The organism is Streptomyces sp. NPDC030838, from assembly GCF_055572035.1.
In genome coordinates, this window is record NZ_JBVIED010000011.1 from 242,067 (window position 1) to 261,890 (window position 19,824).

A 19,824-nucleotide genomic window follows, 5' to 3' on the forward strand; every position below is an offset into this window, starting at 1 on the left:
CGATGACCATCACGAACCTGCCGCCCAGCCTGATCCCCACGCTGGCCGGCGAGTACTACACGGACCCCGCGGTCTTCGCCCAGGAGCAGGAGCGGATCTTCGAGAACATGTGGTTCTGCGTGGCCCGCGCCGCCGACCTGGCCAAGCCCGGCGCGTTCCGCACCTACCAGGTCGGCCGCGAGAGCGTGCTCGTCTCGCGCTCCCGGGACGGCTCGATCAAGGCATTCCTGAACATCTGCCGGCACCGTGGGGCCAAGCTGTGCACCGAGGAGTCCGGCGAGGTCAAGCGCGCCTTCCAGTGCCCCTACCACGCCTGGACCTACGGACTGGACGGCAAGCTGGTCGCCGCGCCCAACCTGACGTCGATGCCGGACATCGACCGCACCGAGTACGGCCTGATCAACGTCCATGTGCGCGAGTGGCTCGGCTATGTGTGGGTGTGCCTCGCCGACGAGCCGCCCTCCTTCGAGGCCGACGTGCTGGGCGCGGTCGTCGAGCGGCTCGGCGACCTCGAGTCGATCGAGCGCTATGGCATCGACGACCTGAAGGTGGGCCGTCGTATCACCTACGACGTCAAGGCCAACTGGAAGCTCATCATCGAGAACTTCATGGAGTGCTACCACTGCGCCACCATCCACCCCGAACTCACGGAGGTGCTGCCGGAGTTCGCGGACGGCTATGCCGCCCAGTACTACGTCGGCCACGGCGCCGAGTTCGGTGAGGAGATCCAGGGCTTCACCGTCGACGGCTCCGAAGGACTGGACCGCATCCCCGGCGTCGCCGAGGACCAGGACCGCCGCTACTACGCCATCACCGTCCGGCCGCAGGTCTTCATCAACCTCGTGCCCGACCACGTGATCTTCCACCGCATGTACCCGATGGCTCACGACCGCACGGTCGTCGAGTGCGACTGGCTGTACCTGCCGCACGTCGTGGAGAGCGGCAAAGACGTGGACCGTTCGGTGGAGCTGTTCCACCGGGTCAACCAGCAGGACTTCGATGCCTGTGAGCGCACCCAGCCGGCGATGAGCTCGAGGGCGTACGCCAAGGGCGGTGTCCTGGTGCCCAGCGAGCACCACATCGGCGAATTCCACACCTGGCTGCAGAACAAGCTCGAGGTAGGCCCCGCACACTGACCCTCCCCACCCCCGGTACCGCCCGTCCACCTGCTGTTGCGGCCCCTCCGGCAGGTGGACGGGCCATGGCCAATACTGGATCCATGGACAGGTCCAGATCGCGGCGATCTCTGGTCCGCCTGCTCTCTGGGTTGCGTATGCACAGCGTCGCGGGGCAGGTGTTCGCCCTACAGGTGGCCGTCGTCGGACTGCTCATGATCGCCGCGGTGGCGGCCCTCGTACTGCAGGCCCGCAGCACGAGCCTGCAGGACGCCCGTGATCGCTCGCTCGTCGGCGCCGAGATCTTCGCGCATGCCCCAGGGACGCTAGCCGCCATCAAGTCCGACGACCCCAGTGCGCTGCTGCAGCCGCGGGCCGAGGAGGCCCGGAAGAACTCCGGGGTGGACTACGTCATCGCGTTCGACACGCGCGGCATCCGCTGGACGCACCCCGATCCGGACCTGATCGGCAAGCGCGTCGACGGCTCCTACGCCGAAGCGCTCGCGGGCCGGGTGCACCAGGAGGTCTATGACACGCCCGGCGTCGGACGGTCCGTGGACACGATGGTTCCCGTCTTCGACACCGACGGCGAGGTCGTCGGACTGGTGTCCGTCGGCATCACGCTGCGCAACGTGAACGAGCGAGTGGCGGAACAGCTGCCGCTGCTGTTCGGCTCCGCCGTGGGCGGGCTCGCGCTGGTCACCGGCGGGACGGCGCTGGTGAGCCGGCGACTGCGGCGGCAGACCCACGGTCTGGATCCGGCCGAGATGACACGGATGTACGAGCATCATGACGCGGTCCTGCACTCGGTACGGGAGGGCGTGGTCGTCGTCAGCGGCGACGGCAGGCTGCTGCTGGCCAACGACGAGGCACGTCGGCTGCTGGACCTGCCCGAGGACGAAGAAGGCAAACCCGTCACCGAGCTCGGGCTGGCCCCGCGCGCCGCCGAGCTGCTGACGTCGGGCCGGGTCGCCACCGACGAGGTGGTCCTGGCCGGGGAACGGCTGCTGGCCGTCAACCTGCGGCCGACCGCCCCGACCGGGAGCGTTGCGACCCTGAGGGACACCACCGAGCTGCGCTCCCTGGCAGGGCGGGCCGAGGTGGCGCGCGAACGCTTGCAACTGCTCTACGACGCCGGCATGCGCGTCGGCACCACGCTGGACGTGGTGCGCACCGCCGAGGAGCTGGCCGAGATCGCCGTTCCCCGGTTCGCCGACTTCGTCACCGTCGAGGTGCTGCACGCGGTGCGGCAGGGAGACGAACCGAACGGGGGCGCGAACCCGACCATGGACCGCATCGCCGTACGCGGGATCCGCGACGATCACCCGCTGACCCCGGCGGGGGAGCGGCGCACTTTCGTCCCGACCATGCCGCAGACGCAGAGCCTGCACAGCGGTCACGCGGTGCTGCTGCCCGATCTGAGCGACGCGCCGGGCTGGCACGCGCAGGATCCGGAGTGGGCGCGGCGCGTGGTGGACTTCGGCATCCACTCCCTGATCACCGTGCCGTTGCGGGCCCGCGGCACGGTTCTGGGCATGGTGGACTTCTGGCGCTCGGAGCGGAAGCCGTTCACGCGGGACGATCTCGCCTTCGCCGAGGAGCTGGCCGCGCGTGCCGCGGTCGCCGTCGACAACGCCCGCCGCTACACCCGCGAGCACACCATGGCGGTCACCCTGCAACGCAGCCTGCTGCCGCACGCCCTGCCCGAGCAGTCGGCGCTGGACGTGGCCTACCGCTATCTGCCCGCCCAGGCCGGGGTCAGCGGGGACTGGTTCGACGTCATTCCGCTGCCCGGCGCCCGCGTGGCCCTCATCGTCGGCGATGTCGTCGGCCACGGCCTGCACGCGGCCGCGACCATGGGCCGCCTGCGCACCGCGGTGCACAACTTCTGTGCCCTCGACCTCGCCCCCGACGAGCTCCTGAGCCATGTGGACGAGCTGGTCGCCCGTATCGACGAGGCGGAGACGGCCGAGGGGAAGACCGAAGCCGTCACCGGGGCCACGTGTCTGTTCGCGATCTACGACCCCGTCTCCGGCCACTGCACCATCGCCCGAGCCGGCCACCCCGGGCCCGCCGTCGTCAACCCGGACGGCTCCGTCACATTCCCCGAGGTCCCGGTCTCACCACCGCTCGGCCTGGGCGCCGGCCTGCCGATCGAGACGGCCGAACTCCAACTGCCCGACGGCTCCCTGCTCGCCCTGTACACCGACGGGCTCGTCGAGGACCGCGACCGGGACATCGACGTCGGCCTCGACCTCCTCAGGGAGGCCCTGGCGCACCCCGAACGGACTCCGGAACAGGCCTGTCAGGCGGTGCTCGACACCCTGCTGCCCGATCGCCCCCGTGACGACATCGCCCTCCTGGTGGCCCGCACCAGGCGGCTCGACCCGGACCGCGTCGCCGACTGGGACGTACCCTCCGACCCCGCCGCGCTGGCCCCCCTCCGCGCCGCCTGCGCCCGCCGGCTCCAGGACTGGGGTCTGGACGAGATCGCCTTCACCACCGAGCTCATCCTCAGCGAACTGGTCACCAACGCCATCCGCTACGGCGGCGACCCCATCCGCCTGAGGCTGCTGTACGACCGGGACAGTCTGATCTGCGAGGTCTCCGACGGCAGCAGCACCTCCCCGCATCTGCGCCGCGCGGCCACCACCGACGAGGGCGGCCGAGGGCTGTTCCTGGTCGCCCAGTTCGCCCGGCGCTGGGGCACCCGGTACACCGATCGCGGCAAGGTCATCTGGAGCGAACAGGCCCTGGACGCCACCGAGTCCGGGTTCGACGAAGCCATCGGCGACCTGCTCCTGGACCAGTGGGACGAGTCGGCGCCGTAACCGTGGACGCCCAAGTTCCCCGTTCCGCGTGGGTTGCGATCTGCGCAACGTGGCGCATCATCAGAAATTGATATGCGACGCCTCCCTTGACAACGCCGCATCGCGCGGAAAGCATGTTGCGTATAGCGAATGTCGTTGTGTTATGTGAGACAATCTCCCGTCTGGAGCCGGCATGAGGAGCATCACCGTCGTCGGAGCGTCGCTGGCAGGACTGAGCACGGTCCGCGCGCTGCGCGCAGAGGGCTATGACGGCGAGATCGTCGTCGTGGGGGAGGAGCGCCACACCCCCTACGACCGCCCCCCACTGTCCAAGGACTTCCTCAAGGGCGACATCGACGCCGACGGGCTCGCGCTCGGCGACGCCGACGAATACGAGGCCCTGGACGTGCAGTGGCTGCTCGGCGAGCGCGCCGTGCGGCTCGACCCCGTCGCTCGCACCGTCACCCTGACCGGGGGACGGCATGTGCGCACCGACGGCGTCGTCATCGCGACCGGCGCCAGCCCCCGCACCCTCCCCGGCAGCGACGGGCTGGCGGGCGTCCACACCCTGCGCACCCTGGACGACGCCCAGGCCCTGCGTGCCGAACTGCTCGACGGCCTGCCCCGGGTCGTCGTCATCGGCGCCGGGTTCATCGGCGCCGAGGTCGCCTCCACCGCACACCGGCTCGGGCTCCACGTCACCGTCGTCGAGGCGCTCCCCGTACCCCTGGAGCGCCAACTCGGGCGGGAGATGGGGCTGGTGGTCTCCTCGCTCCACAGCGATCACGGCGTTCGGCTGCTGTGCGGAACCGGCGTGGCCGAACTCATCGGCGACGGCCGGGTCACCGGCGTACGGCTCGCCGACGGGCGGGTGCTGCCCGCCGACATCGTCGTGGCCGGCGTGGGCGTGCGGCCCAACACCGACTGGCTCGCCGGCTCCGGCGTACAGGTGGACGACGGAGTGGTGTGCGACACCGGCTGCTCGACCGGCGTCCCGGGCGTGGTCGCCGTCGGTGACGTCGCCCGCTGCCCCCACCCGTTCACCGGACGGCACGCCCGCATCGAGCACTGGAGCAACGCCACCGAGCAGGCGAAGACCGCCGCCCGCACCCTGCTGACCGGTGTGTCGGCCGAGGCCCCGCTCAACCCGCCGTACTTCTGGTCCGACCAGTACCAGGTCCGCATCCAGGTCGCCGGACACGTCGCCCCCGGCGCCGAGCCCGAGGTAGTCGAGGGCGACATCGACAGCCGCACCTTCACGGCCGTCTACCGGCGCGAGGGCGGCACCCCCGTCGCCGTCCTCTCCCTCAACCAGCTGAAGTTCTTCAACCGGCTCCGCCGCACCCTCGTCCCCGCCTCCGCGGCCGTCGTGTCATGACGTCCGGGCCTCAACTCTCCCTGGAATCCGCAGGGAAGACCGCCACGAGCATTCCGCGGCACCTGCGGTACACCTGGGACCACGAGTGGCTCGTCGTGGACGAGGGCAACGCCACCGTCGGCATCACCGCGTTCGCGGCGAAGGCCCTCGGTGACGTGGTCGACATCCGTCTGCCCGCGGTCGGCTCCTGGGTCGAGGCAGGGGAGAGCTGCGGACAGATCCAGTCACGGACCGCCGTCAGCGGCCTGTACGCCCCCGCCTCGGGCCGGGTCCTGGAAGTCAACACCGCGCTGGCCGACGACCCCGGCGTCGTCAACGCCGCCCCCTACACCGGCGGCTGGCTGTTCCGGCTGCGGGTCGAGAACATCGCCGGCGCGCTGACCCCCGATGCCTACGCCGCCCACTGCGCCCACACCCAAGGAGACCGCCGATGACCCTGTTCAACCAGCCCCTGCACGAGCTCGACCCGGAGGTCGCCGCCGCGGTCGACGCGGAGCTGGTGCGCCAGCAGTCCACCCTGGAGATGATCGCCTCGGAGAACTTCGCGCCGGTCGCGGTGTTGCAGGCGCAGGGTTCGGTCCTGACCAACAAGTACGCCGAGGGCTACCCGGGCCGCCGCTACTACGGCGGCTGCGAGCACGTCGACGTCACCGAGCAGATCGCCATCGACCGCATCAAGGAGCTGTTCGGCGCCGAGTACGCCAACGTCCAGCCCCACTCCGGCGCCTCCGCCAACCAGGCCGCCCTGTTCGCCCTGGCCCAGCCCGGCGACACCATCCTCGGCCTGGACCTGGCCCACGGCGGCCACCTCACCCACGGCATGAAGATCAATTTCTCGGGCAAGCAGTTCAATGTGGTCCCGTACCACGTGGACCCCGAGTCCGGTCTGGTCGACATGGCGCAGCTGGAGCGGCTCGCCAAGGAGCACCGCCCGAAGGTGATCATCGCCGGGTGGTCGGCGTACCCGCGGCAGTTGGACTTCGCGGAGTTCCGCCGGATCGCCGACGAGGTCGAGGCGTACCTGTGGGTCGACATGGCCCACTTCGCCGGTCTGGTCGCGGCGGGGCTGCACCCGAACCCGGTCGAGTACGCGGACGTGGTGACGTCCACGACGCACAAGACGCTCGGCGGCCCGCGCGGCGGCATCATCCTGGCGAAGAAGGACTTCGCGAAGAAGCTGAACTCCTCCGTCTTCCCGGGCTTCCAGGGCGGCCCCCTGGAGCACGTGATCGCGGCCAAGGCGGTCTCCTTCAAGGTCGCCGCCTCGGAGGACTTCAAGGAGCGCCAGCGCCGCACGGTCGAAGGCGCGAAGATCCTCGCCGAGCGCCTGACCGCGCCGGACGCCCGAGAGGCCGGCGTGAACGTGCTCTCCGGCGGCACGGACGTGCACCTGATCCTGGTCGACCTGCGCGAGTCCGAGCTGGACGGCCGGCAGGCCGAGGACCGCCTCCACGAGGTCGGCATCACGGTCAACCGCAACGCCGTCCCCAACGACCCGCGCCCGCCGATGGTGACCTCGGGCCTGCGTATCGGCACCCCGGCCCTGGCAACCCGCGGCTTCACGGCCGAGGACTTCGCCGAGGTCGCGGATGTCATCGCCGAGGCACTCAAGCCGTCCTACGACGCCGAAGCGCTCAAGGCCCGGGTGAAGGCGCTGGCCGACAAGCACCCGCTCTACCCCGGCCTGTAACCGACACCCTCCCGCAGGGGCGTGCCGTGACCGCTCGGCACGCCCCTCCAATCCCACGGAGTATGGCGTGGCAATCAGCGTCTTCGACCTGTTCTCCATAGGCATCGGCCCGTCCAGTTCGCACACCGTCGGCCCGATGCGCGCCGCCGGGATGTTCGTCGCCCGGCTGAAGCAGGACGGCCTGCTCGCCCAGACCACGGCGGTGCGGGCGGAGCTGTTCGGCTCCCTCGGCGCCACCGGCCACGGCCACGGCACCCCCAAGGCGGTGCTGCTCGGCCTGGAGGGCTACGAGCCGCACACGGTCGACGTCGCCCAGGCCGACCTGGACGTCGAGCGGATCCGCAGCACCGGACGCATCCGCCTCCTCGGCGCCGAGATCGGCCCGGCCCACGAGATCGACTTCGATGCCTCGACCCAACTGGTCCTGCACCGCCGGCGCTCGCTGCCCTACCACGCCAACGGCATGATCCTCTTCGCATACGACGGCGACGGCGTGCCGCTGCTGGAGAAGACGTATTACTCCGTGGGCGGCGGCTTCGTCGTCGACGAGGACGCGATCGGCGCGGACCGGATCAAGCCCGACGACACAGTGCTCGCCCACCCGTTCAGCACCGGCGACGAACTGCTGCGCCTGACGAAGGAGACCGGTCTGTCGATCTCCGCGCTGATGCTGGAGAACGAGAAGGCCTGGCGCACCGAGGCGGAGATCCGGGCGGGCCTGCTGGAGATCTGGCGGGTCATGGAGGCCTGTGTCGCGCGCGGACTGGGCCGCGAGGGCATCCTCCCCGGCGGTCTGAAGGTACGTCGCCGGGCCGCCGCGGCGGCTCGGGCGCTGCGCAGCGAGGGCGACCCGGCGGGCCGGGCCATGGAGTGGGTGACCCTCTATGCGATGGCCGTGAACGAGGAGAACGCCGCGGGCGGCCGGGTCGTCACCGCACCGACGAACGGCGCGGCGGGCATCATCCCCGCCGTCCTGCACTACTACCTCGACTTCGTCCCCGGCGCCGACGAGGACGGCATCGTCCGCTTCCTCCTCGCGGCGGGCGCCATCGGCCTGCTCTTCAAGGAGAACGCGTCCATCTCCGGCGCCGAGGTCGGCTGCCAGGGCGAGGTCGGCTCGGCCTGCTCGATGGCCGCCGGCGGTCTCGCCGAGGTGCTCGGCGGCTCCCCGGAGCAGGTGGAGAACGCCGCCGAGATCGGCATGGAGCACAACCTCGGACTGACCTGCGACCCGGTCGGCGGCCTGGTCCAGATCCCGTGCATCGAGCGCAACGGCATGGCCGCGGTCAAGGCCGTCACCGCCGCCCGGATGGCGCTGCGCGGCGACGGCCGCCACCACGTCTCCCTCGACAAGGTCATCAAGACCATGAAGGAGACCGGCGCCGACATGAAGGTCAAGTACAAGGAGACCGCCCGCGGCGGCCTCGCCGTCAACGTCATCGAGTGCTGAGGAAGGAGATGGACACAGCGGGAGAAGGGGCCGCAGCCATGCTCATCGACACCCACGGTCGCGTCGCCACCGACCTGCGGGTCTCTCTCACCGACGTGGGGGTCCCCCCGCTCGAGCCAATCCGAGAGTGGGGGAGCAACCTGCGCTGCCCGTACTGCATGCCGGAAGAGGGCCTGCGCTGGCATCGGCCTGGAGCGGACCGCCGAAGCCCTCAAGCACGCCGGCCTGGACCGGGTCAACGTCTCGCTGGACACACTGCGCCCCGCCGTCTTCAAGGCCCTGACCCGGCGGGACCGCCACCACGACGTCCTTCAGGGCCTGGCCGCGGCTCGCGCCGCCGGGCTCACCCCGGTGAAGGTCGACGCCGTCCTGATGCCCGGAAGTCATCGCCTGTTCGCCCGGGAGGAGTCCGACCTGCGCGGGGCGTTGCGCTCCGGGGAGCCGGACGAGGAGATCGTGGTGCTGTGGAAGCGCGCGATGTGGGGGAAGAAGGCCGGCTCCGGCCTCGACGAGCCGTCTTTCCTCCAGCCTGACCGGCCGATGTCGGCCATCGGGGGCTGACCTTCCGGGCGTAGAGCGCAAACGACGTCCACAGACAGAACCAGGAGTGAGGCCATGGGACGGGTCACTGAGCGACGGCGTGTGGTCCGGGTGCGGGACGGTGCGGTGAGCACGCGCCCGGACACGCTGGTGGCGGAGGAGCCACTGGAGATCCGGCTGGGCGGCAAGCCGCTGGCCATCACCATGCGCACCCCCGGGGACGACTTCGCGCTCGCCGCCGGCTTCCTGGTGAGCGAGGGCGTCGTGGGCAGGGCCGAGGACGTGGCGAACATCGTGTACTGCGCGGGCGCCACGGACGACGGCTCGAACACCTACAACGTGGTCGATGTGCAGCTCGCCCCCGGCGTGCCGCTGCCCGACATCACGCTCGAACGGAACGTGTACACCACGTCGTCGTGCGGCCTGTGCGGCAAGGCCAGCTTGGACGCCGTACGGACCACGACGCGGTGGCCGATCGCCGACATGCCCCCCGTCCGGGTCACCCCCGGGCTGCTGGCTGCCCTGCCTGACCGACTGCGGGCCGCGCAGAGGGTGTTCGACCGCACCGGCGGACTGCACGCCGCCGGACTGTTCTCGCCCGAGGGCGAACTGCTGGACCTGCGCGAGGACGTCGGCCGGCACAACGCCGTCGACAAGCTGATCGGCCGCGCGCTCCAGTCCGGCCGACTGCCGTTGTCCCGGACCATTCTGCTGGTGTCCGGGCGGGCGTCCTTCGAGCTGGCGCAGAAGGCGGTCATGGCGGGCATCCCCGTGCTGGCGGCGGTCTCGGCGCCGTCCTCCCTCGCGGTGGACCTGGCGACGGAGACCGGGCTCACTCTTGTCGGCTTCCTGCGCGGCGGCTCGATGAACGTGTACGCGGGCGAGCAGCGCCTCGACCTGTCTGCCGGGGCCCCGGACGGAGGGCCGGCCAGGTGAGCGGGTCCGTGACCGATTTCGAAGGGCTCCACAGCAGTATCCCCAGCCCCGCCCACAGCAGCGCCCTTGTCGGCCCGCCCCGATCGCGGCCACCCGGCGCCCACAGCCGCCCCCGCCGCGTCGCCATGCTCAGCGTCCACACCTCACCCCTGCACCAGCCCGGCACCGGCGACGCCGGGGGGATGAACGTCTACATCGTCGAGCTCGCCAAGCGACTTGCCGTCACCGGTATCGAAGTCGACATCTTCACGCGGGCGACCTCCGCCGCGCTCCCGCCCGTCGTCGAGCTCGCCCCCGGCGTCCTGGTACGGCACGTGGATGCCGGGCCCTACGAGGGTCTGGCCAAGGAGGACCTCCCCGCCCACCTGTGCGCCTTCACGCACGGCGTGACCCGCGCCTGGGCCGACCACCACTCCGGCCACTACGACCTGGTCCACTCCCACTACTGGCTCTCCGGCCACGTCGGCCGCCTCGCCGCCCAGCGCTGGGGCGTCCCACTCGTGCACGCCATGCACACCATGGCCAAGGTCAAGAACGCCTCCCTCGCCGAGGGCGACACCCCCGAGCCGGCGGCCCGCGTTCTCGGCGAGACTCAAGTCGTACGGGCCGCCGACCGGTTGATAGCGAACACCGAGAAGGAGGCTGAGGAACTCCTCCGCCACTACGACGCCGACACGGGCCGGGTCGCCGTCGTCCACCCCGGTGTCAACCTGGAGCGCTTCCGCGTCGGCGCCTCCGGTGTCGCGGCCGGCCGGGCCGCGGCCCGGTCCCGCCTCGGCCTGCCGCAGGACGCGCTGATCCCCCTGTTCGTGGGCCGCATACAACCGCTGAAGGCCCCGGACGTCCTGCTGCGCGCCGTGGCCCGCCTGCTGGAGCAGCGGCCGCGGCTGCGCGAGCGGATCGTGGTGCCGGTCGTGGGCGGGCCCAGCGGCAGCGGCCTGGCCAGGCCGGAAGGACTGCAGAAGCTGGCGGCCTGTCTCGGCATCTCCGACGTGGTGCTGTTCCGGCCGCCGGTCGGTCAGGACGAGCTCGCCGACTGGTACCGGGGGGCGTCCGTCCTGGTCATGCCCTCCTACAGCGAGTCCTTCGGTTTGGTGGCCGTCGAGGCGCAGGCGTGCGGCACCCCGGTGATCGCTGCCGAAGTCGGTGGCCTGCCAGTGGTGGTGAAGGACGGGGTGAGTGGCGCTCTTGTACCGGGGCACGATCCGGTGGACTACGCGGAGGCGCTGTCCGGCTTCGCCGACGAGCCCGGACGCTCCACCCGGATGGGCGAGGCCGCGGCCCGGCACGCCCGCTCCTTCGGCTGGGACACGGCCGCGGCGACGACGGCGGATGTGTACGCCGCGGTCCTGCACGAGCGCGGGCTCCATCGCATCTCGTGACTCTCCCCTCGCAGGGCATCGTGTATATGGCCCTTGGAGACGATCTCCTCGGGCCTTCAAGCTCGATCCTGCGATATGCGTCTGCGCGCCGATGGAGCCAGGGCCAGCGCGTGAGCGCGGCGTGCTGGGCCAGGAGAGAATCGCGGCGCGTCAGGACCGCCTGCAGACATGCAGGTTCGCTCGGATGCGCCAGTAGGACGAGTACAGCCAGGTTCGCAACGCTGTGCAGCCGTCTGCGGTCGACGTCAGGCTCAACGGTGCGTGGCGCCAAGGCGGTCGCCCTGCAGCGAGTCAGCACGCTCCCGATCCGGTGCTGATTCCGTGCTGACTTCGGCGGCCAGGATCATGGAAAGCTGCAGGTCCTAGCTCTGATCAGATGAGTTGTCGTACCACTCGACGTCAGAGGCGTATGTGGTGGGACACCATAGTTCTGGGCGTGGGAGTGCGCGCGTCCACCATGTAGGTGGGGCCAGGGCCCCGGTGAGGGCTTCGACAGGGCCTCTCAGAGCACTACGCGCTCGGGGTGGGGATGGGCCAGGAAGTCACGGTGCGCCACTTCCCACCCGTACGCCCCGGTGTTGGCGAAGACCAGAACGTCACCGACGCGCAGCCGCTGGACGGGGGCGTCGCGAGCGAGGATGTCGCGTGGCGTGCACAACTCGCCGGCCACATCGACGGTGGTGTCCCGGATCTCGGGGCGTGGGAACGCGTAGGGCCAGTGCTCCGTGGGCAGCACGGAGAACGGATGGCTGTAGCCCCAGGACGCGGGGAGCCTGAAGTGGTGCGTCCCACCGCGGACCACGGCGAACCAGCGGCCGTGGGTCTGTTTGATGTCGAGCACCTGGGTGGCGTACCAGCCGGCCGGTGCGGCGATCCAACGACCGGGCTCCACCACCAGACGCGGGCCCTTCGGTCCCTGGACGCCGGTCAGCCGGGAGATGTCGAAGCCGCGCTCGCCCTGGTAGTCGACGCCGAAGCCGCCGCCGACGTTGACGTAGGACAGTTCCAGGCCGAGCCGCCTGCTGGTCTGCTCGGCCCATTCGAGGCAGGAAGTGATGTAGGCGGCGTGTGCGGTGGCGTCGAGGTTGTTCGACATCGCGTGCAGGTGCAGACCGAGCAGCCGGATGGCCGGCAGACGCAGGGCCAGCCGGACTGCCTCGTCCAACTGGGCGGCCTCGATGCCGAACTGCGTGGGTTCACCCGTCATCCTGTGGGTGACGCTCCCGGGAACCCCGTCCAGCCGGTTGACACGCAGTCCCACCTGGACGGTGGTGTCGGCCCGGGCGGCGAGCAGGGACAGGCGCCGAAGCTCCTGTGGGCTCTCCGCGTGGACGGTGACGTCGTGCCGGATGGCGGCGGCGAGGTCTGTATCGGTCTTGGCCGGCCCCGCGAACATGACCGGCAACGGTTCGGGCCTGGCCGCGAGCGCCAGGCGGAGCTCGCCTCCGGAGGCCACTTCGAAGCCGTCGACAACCGGAGCGAGTGCGGCGAGCAGCTCTGGGTGCCCGTTGGCCTTGATCGCGTAGTACAGCCTGGTGCCACCCGGCAGCGCCGCCCGCAGCGCCGCAACCCGGGCGCGCATCACACTCCGGTCGTAGACATAAGCGCACACGGGGAGCGCCGTACGCCCCAGCCTCCGGATGGCGGCCTCGACGCCGGCGGGGATCACGCTCACCGCCACCGTGGTTGCCGCCCGGTGTCGACCAGCCGCCATGCCCCGTCATCGGCAGGGGAGTCGTCGTAGTAGAAGACGGTGTCCGGCAGCAGTTTGCTCCCGAGGTCACCCGTGGCCGCGGCGAACGTCGCCCGGGCCGCCTCGTACAGCGCCCGTGGATCGGTACCGAGCCGCACCCGGGCCAGTTCGGCCAGGTAGTCCAACGCATGGTGCCCCATGAAACTGTCATAGGTCAGGCTGAACACCTGGGCCGCGGGGCCGGGCACGTCGCGGGAGACGACGTTCACGGGCGGCAGGGGGCGGGTCAGCCCGTTGCGGTCTCGCATGGCCGGATCGACGTAGATGCCGCAGTCCCGGTAGAGCACCTCCAGGTGCCGGCCGTCGCGGGTGAAGGAGATGAGCATGTTCTGGCCGTGCGGCTCCGGTACGCAACCGGTGGCCAGCACGCACCGCACCCAGAACCTGATCATCGGTGACACGATCCGGTCGGCGATGAACGCATCGGCCCGCTCTCCACTCGCGTTCACCAACTGCTCGAGCAGAGACGGGTCTTCCGGTGCCCGGACATCCTTGCCGTACAGAGCGAACAGCGGCACCGTGCAGACACCACGCGAGTCCTCCTGCGGGGGCACCTCGCGCACCACGAACCCCCAGGCCTCGCTGCCCGAACCGAAGAAGCCGCCGCACACCTCGGCCAGGAACGGCACCCCCGCGGAGGCCAGTTCGTCGGCCACCCACAGCTCGAGCTCGATCATCGGCTTGCGCAGCCGACGGGTGAACCGCGAGAGCCTGCGCGGATAGTGCAACTTCAGCAGATGAGGTGTCACCGGTGTGCCGCCCACCGTCTCCACGAACACCGTGCGCGCATTGGCCGCGGGCACCACTTCCAGCCACGGACCCGGTTCGCACCGCAGCAGCTCTTCCAGGCCCACCAGCGTCCCGGCCTCCAGCGCGTCCGGGTGTACGGGGATGAGGAAGCGGTCGCCGTCCCTGTAGAGGTCGGGCAGTTCCGAGACGATGCCGTTCGTGAGCAGTCCCGCCTGCCCGTCCGGAACCCAGAAACTGGGAACCTTGAACGAGACCGCGCCCAGCTGCGGATGGCACTCGGCAGAGATGTCCATGACCCCGGCGTACTTGCTGTACGTGCGCGTGCCGCCGCCGAGATACCGCTCGGCGTACTGCCAGCAGCTCAGGGGGTGGGACGCATCGTGAAGCCGCATGCGGACCTGTTTACCAACCTTCGGAACGGATTCTTCTCACAGCGCACGAAACCACCTGTTCGGATGCTTCCGGCCGGGTGACGGAGGCGGCCGGTGGTCCGGGAGCGGCACAGTGAGGCGGCCGGGCCCACCAACGCGTCCCCGGAGCGCTCGCTGCCGGCCAGGAGACCTCCGGCCTGCCGTCGCCTGGCCGGCCCAGCGTCCCGGTGTCGAGGCCGTCCGCCGCGGCCGCGCGCGGCCGGAACGCAGAGCTACGGCGTCACGGATGCCGCGTCGGCGGCACGCGGCCGGATCGAACGTTGACAAGATCGATCGGCGCACCCGTCACGCAACTGCGTCGGAGGGTGCCGCCGCCCACCTGGGCATCGACCCGGCGGCCGGGGCGGACGTGGTCGCCGTGGACCTGCGCGAGCAGGGCACCGGCGCCGCCACCGCCGTAGGGGCGGACGCACGGCGCGCCGAGGCCGCGGGCGTGATGTCCGTGCATGCCGCCGTCCATCGCGACAACACCCTCGTCGTCCACGCCTGCGGTCAGCTCTACGCCATTCTGCCGACGCCCGCCGAGGAGGCGCCTCTCGTGCGCTGGGCCGAGGAGTTGGTGACCACATTGCGCCGGCTGACCGGTACGCAGGTCCAGGCGGTCGTCGCCGGTCGCGCCGAACGTCTCGCCGACATCCCGGCCGTCAAGCTGCGCGGCCATCGCGCGCTGCAACTGCTCAGCCGTACCCCCGAAGTGGCCGTGGACACGCACGCCCGGCTCGCCCCCGCCCTGCTCGTCCGGGACACCCTGGAACTGCTCGACCAGGCGCCGCGGCTCCGCTTCCCCGCGGTGGCCGCCCTCGCCGACCGCGACCGCGCCCAGGGCACCGAGCTGGCCCGGTCGCTGCTGCTCTACCTCGACGGCTTCGGTGACGTCGGGGCGGTGGCCAAGCAGCTCAACGTGCACCCCAACACCCTGCGCTACCGCATCCGCAGGGCCGTGGCGCTGGCCGGCCTCGACCTCGACGACCCCGAGCACCGGCTGGCGGCCATGCTCCAGCTCCGCCTGGACCTGAGGGAGCCGGACGCGGCGGCCTTCCCGGGGGCCTGAGCACGGCAGGAGCGGCGCGGAGTCTGTCGTAGCGGACACATCGCGCGCCCGAGAGCTGTCCGGGCGGCCAAGGGGCGGGAGACATCCGTCGGCTTACGTTCACATCCTGTTCGCGTTCTGCGACGGCGTCCCTGTCCCTCACCGCTCCTTCCGGAGGTCAGCCATGCCTTCAGCCGCACCCCCCCGGCCCCGCCCAGTCCGGCGCCGCCCCCGCCGTACCCCCGACCGGCATGCGCCGGATCACCACGGCCAGCTTCATCGGCACGGCCATCGAGTTCTACGACTACTACATCTACGGAACCGCGGCCGCACTCGTCCTCAACGAGGCCTCTTTCCCCGAACTCTCCGAGACCGCCGGCACGCTGGCGACCCTGTCCACCTTCGCGGTCGGATCCGCGGCCCGCCCGCTGGGTGCCGCGATCTTCGGCCACTACGGCGACCGCGTGGGCCGCAAGGCGGTCCTGGTCGTCTCCCTGCTGATGATGGGTCTGTCCACCGGCCCGATCGGACTCCTGCCCGGCTACGACACCCTCGGCGTCGCGGCGCCGATCCTGCTGGTGCTGCTGCGCCTGATCCAGGGCCTCGGCCTCGGCGGCGAGTGGGGCGGCGCAGCGCTGCTCGCGGTGGAACACGCGCCGAGGGAGAAGCGCGGCCTGTACGCGGCGGCGCCCCAAATGGGGTCTCCCGTGGGCTACTTCGCCGCCACTCTCACCTTCCTGCTGATGTCCTCGGTGCTGGACGACGACGCCTTCGAGAGCTGGGGCTGGCGGATACCGTTCCTGATCTCCTTCGCCCTCGTCGCCGTAGGCCTGGCCATCCGCCTCAAGATCGCCGAGACACCGGCCTTCGCCAAGGCCACCAGCCAGCGGGAGACCGCCAAGGCACCGCCGGCAGAAGCGTTCCGCAAGCACCCCAGGGAGCTACTGCTCGGCGCCGGGATGATCACGGTCCTGGGCGTGTCCGCCTACGTCGTCGCGCGCTGGTCGGACCGGCTGGGCCGGCGCAGGCTCATCATCGGCGGCGCGGCCTTCGGCGTCGTCTGGGGCGCGGTGCTGTTCCCGCTGCTCGACACCGGCAACTACGTCCTCATCGCCGTCGCGCTGAGCGGTGCCCTGCTGTGCATGGGCGTCATCTACGGCCCCGCGGGCGCCTACATGCCCGAGCTGTTCGGCACCCGGATGCGCTACTCCGGCGCCGGTTTCTCCTACAACCTCGGCGGCGTGCTCGGCGGCGCCGCGGCCCCGCTCATCGTCACGGCACTGGCGGAGAACTACAGCGCCTCCGTGGGCGGCTGGTTCATGAGCGGCATGGCCCTGCTCTCCCTGCTGTGCGCCCTGGCCCTGCCCGAGAGCAAGGACCGCGACCTCGACTCCATCTGACGTCCCGCTCCGGGCAGGCGCCGTACTGCGGCAGCGCCTGCCGGGGGGAAGGTGGAGTCCAGGTACCGCGACCTCGACTCCATCTGACGTCCCGCTCCGGGCAGGCGCCCTACTGCGGCAGCGCCTGCCCGGGGGGAAGGTGGAGTCGAGCGGTGTTGGCTCCTGCATGGCACCCACAGGCGGGCGGTACCCGGACGTCGAACGCCCAGTGATGCAGCCACCGGGGTACCCGGAGGTGTCCGGCCGATCATGGACAGCGCCTCGGAACACGTTCGGGAGGAGCTTTTGCATGCCATGATCAGCGCATGAGCGAGTACTCCTGGCCTTCCGAAAACGGCAGGTTCCAAGCAGCCGGTGCTGCCGCGGCCTGGCTGGAGACGGTTCACTCTCTGCCTGTCGGTGCCTCGATCGCCGGTGAGGTTATCGGCAGACAGCCCTTCGGCGCCTTCCTCTCCATTGACGGCCACCCTGAAGCCGTTGGCTTGGCCAGAGTCGACAGGATGCCCAGGTGCATGGAACTGCCCACCGTGGGACAGTTCGTCACCGGTGAGGTGGTCTGGCATGCCGAACACAATCACCAGGTGGGCGTCATGCTCCGCGAATGGGTTGAGCACGAGGACCTGCTCTCTCAGTTCGTGGAGCGTGTCGGTCAGGCTGTCACCGGACGTGTCACGAAGATCGCGCCGATCGGATTCTTCGTGCGCATCGCCGACTGCGTCGAAGGGTTCGTTCCGCTCACCGAGCCGGTCACGGCCATTGCGGAAAGTGTCCGCGAGGGCCAGGACATATCGGTGCGGATAGTCGCCGTCGACCTGGAACGGGCCCGTGTTGTCCTGGCACCTGAAGGCGTCGCCTAGGACGTGTCCGGGCGGTCATGTGACCGCTGCGTGCTCGGGTCGCTGGTGCGGGCATGGGGCGGGGCGATCTGACGGACGCGGAGTACAACCGGTACAGGCCACGGCCGACGCGGCGGGTTAAATCGACTGGGATATCGCGGTGGACTTCACGATCGTGCGGGCGCATATCCACGCGGCTGGCGCCCGTACCGATCCGCCTCCGGCCCCGGTGCCAAGAGGGGGACGAAGCGGCGGAACACGAGACCGAAACGCCATGGCCCAGCCTCGCGGCCCGGCTGGTGGAGGTGGTGCGGGAGGCGAGGGCTGTAGAGTCCCGCAGGGGTGATCATGGCTGACGGGGACTGGTACGACGACGGTGACTATCGTGAAGCAGTCCAGCGGGCCGAACGAGCGACGCGGTTCGGCTGGGCAGCGATCGTCGGGGCTTTCGGAGTGCTCGGCTGTGCGCTGATCGCCGTGGCGGTTATCTGCGCAGCGGCGATTCTCGCATGTGTCTACTTGGTGGTATCGACGAGTTAGTAGGACTTGTCCGGACCTTCATGTGCTGCCGCTGCTGGACGCCGTCCCGCTGGTCCGCGGGTGGCCGCCCCCGCCGCCGGGCGGTGGCGCTCTACGCCGACAGTGGCTACGACCACGACTGCCGCCGCAAAGCAGTTCCGGGCCCGGGGCCTGGTGCCCGTCATCGCGCGGCGCGGCACCGACCACGGCTGCGGCCTGGGCGTCCACCGGTCACGACTCGAATCATTGTGTCAGCCGTTGTTAGGCCGAATGGCCGGAATGGTGTGTGCCTTTGCGGGTGATCGGGCACCCATGTCACGTCCCGGACACTTTGGACCGCCGATCAGATCCCATCGGGAGCCACGCATGGAACCAGTCGCCATTCCGCGAAACTGTCCGTTCGACTATGCCGAGGCCCTCGAGTTCGACCCCGTGCTCCAGCACTTGATGACCGAGGAGCCCGTCTCCCGCATCCGGCTGCCCCACGGCGAGGGGGAAGCATGGCTCGTCACCGGTTACGACGACGTGCGCACGGTGACTACAGACCGGCGTTTCAGCCGCCGCGCCATCATCGGCCGGAACTTCCCGCGCATGACCCCTGAACCCATCGTTCAGGACGAGGCGATCAACCTGATGGACCCACCGGCCAGCAGCCGCCTGCGCAGCCTGATCTCCAAAGGATTCGCGCCTCGTCACATGGAGCGCATGCGGGCCCGCACCCAGCACGTCGTGAACGAACTGCTCGACCGGATGGCGGAGCACGGTTCTCCCGCAGACCTCATGGAGCACCTGGCCGATCCTCTGCCCCTCGCCACCATCTGCGAGGTCCTCGACATCCCCGAGACCGATCGGGCCCAACTACGCGCGCATGCACGCACCATGATGGACACCGGCGTCGACAACCGGGACGACGCCGTACGGGCCAAGGCCGATCTCCGCGCCTACTTCCAGACGTTGACCGCGCGCCGGCGCGAGAACCCAGGCGACGACCTGATCAGCGCACTGGCCACGGCTCGCGACGGAGACGAGATTCTCAACGACCAGGAACTGGCCGTCATGGCCATGGTCCTGCTCATCACCGGACAAGACACCACCACCTACGAGATCGGGAACATCGCCTACGTCCTGCTCACCCGCCCCAAAGAGCTGGCCATGCTGCGCGCCGATCCTGCGATGCTCCCGCAGGCCATCGAGGAACTGCTGCGCTTCATCCCCTTCCGCAAAGGCGTCGGCATTCCCCGCGTCGCCCTGGAGGACGTGGAACTGAGCGGGGTGACAATCAAGGCAGGGGACATCGTGCACGTCTCCTATCTGACGGCCAACCGTGACGAACGGAAGTTCGACCGGGCCGACGAGCTGGATCTGCATCGCTCCGGTCCGCCTCACATGACCTTCGGCTGGGGTGGACATCACTGTCTCGGTGCTCCGCTCGCCACCACGGAACTCCAAGTCGCGCTCGGAACCCTTCTGGAGCGCTTCCCCGACCTGAAACTGGCGAAGCCGGCCGAGGAAGTGAGCTGGAACAAGACGTCGATCTGGCGCTATCCGCTCGCGCTGCCCGTCACCTGGTGACCGCGACGACCCCGGATGCGCGTAGGGTCCGTGTGTCCGAAGGCCACGCATAGGGCTCGGACGACTGCCGACAAGGCTGCCATCAACAACGCGACGCCAGAGGGCCGCGGCCCGCGGCCCGCCGTTCGGGACCGCGCGCACCGCACCGCACCACACCGGCCGGGACGGGCCGGACAGCCGCCCTCGAGGCAGCACTGCGCCACCGCCTGACCCACCGCCTACCTCGCCCTCA

14 protein-coding genes and 1 pseudogene are annotated in these 19,824 nt (G+C 70.3%); 13 read left to right on the top strand and 2 right to left on the bottom strand.

Annotation, left to right across the window (positions count from 1 at the left end; all coding sequences use genetic code 11):
- Positions 1-2: 2 nt before the first annotated feature.
- The 9 genes and pseudogenes from ACZ42A_RS26820 (at position 3) to mshA (ending at position 11,301) form a co-directional block, all read left to right on the top strand.
- Positions 3-1,136 (top strand): aromatic ring-hydroxylating oxygenase subunit alpha, encoded by a 1,134-nt coding sequence (locus ACZ42A_RS26820; RefSeq protein WP_468529812.1) that lies wholly within the window; start codon positions 3-5, stop codon positions 1,134-1,136.
- A 137-nt stretch (positions 1,137-1,273) separates the two neighbouring features.
- Entirely contained in the window at positions 1,274-3,946 is a 2,673-nt protein-coding gene (locus ACZ42A_RS26825) for a SpoIIE family protein phosphatase (RefSeq protein WP_468529813.1), read from the top strand.
- Positions 3,947-4,118: 172 nt separating this feature from the next.
- Complete coding sequence (locus tag ACZ42A_RS26830; protein WP_468529814.1) at positions 4,119-5,303, top strand: NAD(P)/FAD-dependent oxidoreductase; 1,185 nt, start codon at positions 4,119-4,121, stop codon at positions 5,301-5,303.
- Positions 5,300-5,737, top strand: a complete 438-nt coding sequence (gene gcvH, locus ACZ42A_RS26835; protein ID WP_468529815.1) for a glycine cleavage system protein GcvH — start codon at positions 5,300-5,302, stop codon at positions 5,735-5,737. Before ACZ42A_RS26830 ends, gcvH begins: the two co-directional genes overlap by 4 nt.
- Positions 5,734-6,993 (top strand): serine hydroxymethyltransferase, encoded by a 1,260-nt coding sequence (glyA, locus tag ACZ42A_RS26840; protein WP_468529816.1) that lies wholly within the window; start codon positions 5,734-5,736, stop codon positions 6,991-6,993. Before gcvH ends, glyA begins: the two co-directional genes overlap by 4 nt.
- A 67-nt stretch (positions 6,994-7,060) precedes the next feature.
- Entirely contained in the window at positions 7,061-8,443 is a 1,383-nt protein-coding gene (locus ACZ42A_RS26845; RefSeq protein ID WP_468529817.1) for an L-serine ammonia-lyase, read from the top strand.
- Positions 8,444-8,481: 38 nt separating this feature from the next.
- Positions 8,482-9,004, top strand: a pseudogene (locus tag ACZ42A_RS26850) (radical SAM protein).
- Positions 9,005-9,058: 54 nt separating this feature from the next.
- Complete coding sequence (fdhD, locus tag ACZ42A_RS26855) at positions 9,059-9,919, top strand: formate dehydrogenase accessory sulfurtransferase FdhD (RefSeq protein WP_468529818.1); 861 nt, start codon at positions 9,059-9,061, stop codon at positions 9,917-9,919.
- Between the two features lie 38 nt (positions 9,920-9,957).
- A complete protein-coding gene (gene mshA, locus ACZ42A_RS26860; protein ID WP_468529891.1) occupies positions 9,958-11,301 on the top strand; it encodes a D-inositol-3-phosphate glycosyltransferase in 1,344 nt (447 codons plus the stop codon).
- Positions 11,302-11,803: 502 nt separating this feature from the next.
- On the opposite strand, the gene ACZ42A_RS26865 is transcribed toward mshA, so the two are convergent.
- Both ACZ42A_RS26865 and ACZ42A_RS26870 read right to left on the bottom strand, forming a co-directional pair.
- Positions 11,804-12,976 (bottom strand): alanine racemase, encoded by a 1,173-nt coding sequence (locus ACZ42A_RS26865; protein ID WP_468529819.1) that lies wholly within the window; start codon positions 12,974-12,976, stop codon positions 11,804-11,806.
- Complete coding sequence (locus ACZ42A_RS26870) at positions 12,973-14,196, bottom strand: IucA/IucC family C-terminal-domain containing protein (protein ID WP_468529820.1); 1,224 nt, start codon at positions 14,194-14,196, stop codon at positions 12,973-12,975. Before ACZ42A_RS26870 ends, ACZ42A_RS26865 begins: the two co-directional genes overlap by 4 nt.
- Positions 14,197-14,461: 265 nt before the next feature.
- Here ACZ42A_RS26870 and ACZ42A_RS26875 point away from each other — a divergent pair, with 265 nt between their 5' ends.
- The 4 genes from ACZ42A_RS26875 (at position 14,462) to ACZ42A_RS26890 (ending at position 19,592) form a co-directional block, all read left to right on the top strand.
- Positions 14,462-15,286, top strand: a complete 825-nt coding sequence (locus tag ACZ42A_RS26875) for a PucR family transcriptional regulator (RefSeq protein WP_468529821.1) — start codon at positions 14,462-14,464, stop codon at positions 15,284-15,286.
- A gap of 230 nt (positions 15,287-15,516) precedes the next feature.
- Complete coding sequence (locus tag ACZ42A_RS26880; protein WP_468529822.1) at positions 15,517-16,665, top strand: MFS transporter; 1,149 nt, start codon at positions 15,517-15,519, stop codon at positions 16,663-16,665.
- Positions 16,666-16,970: 305 nt separating this feature from the next.
- A complete protein-coding gene (locus ACZ42A_RS26885; protein ID WP_468529823.1) occupies positions 16,971-17,522 on the top strand; it encodes a S1 RNA-binding domain-containing protein in 552 nt (183 codons plus the stop codon).
- Positions 17,523-18,386: 864 nt separating this feature from the next.
- Entirely contained in the window at positions 18,387-19,592 is a 1,206-nt protein-coding gene (locus ACZ42A_RS26890; RefSeq protein WP_468529824.1) for a cytochrome P450, read from the top strand.
- Positions 19,593-19,824: the final 232 nt, after the last annotated feature.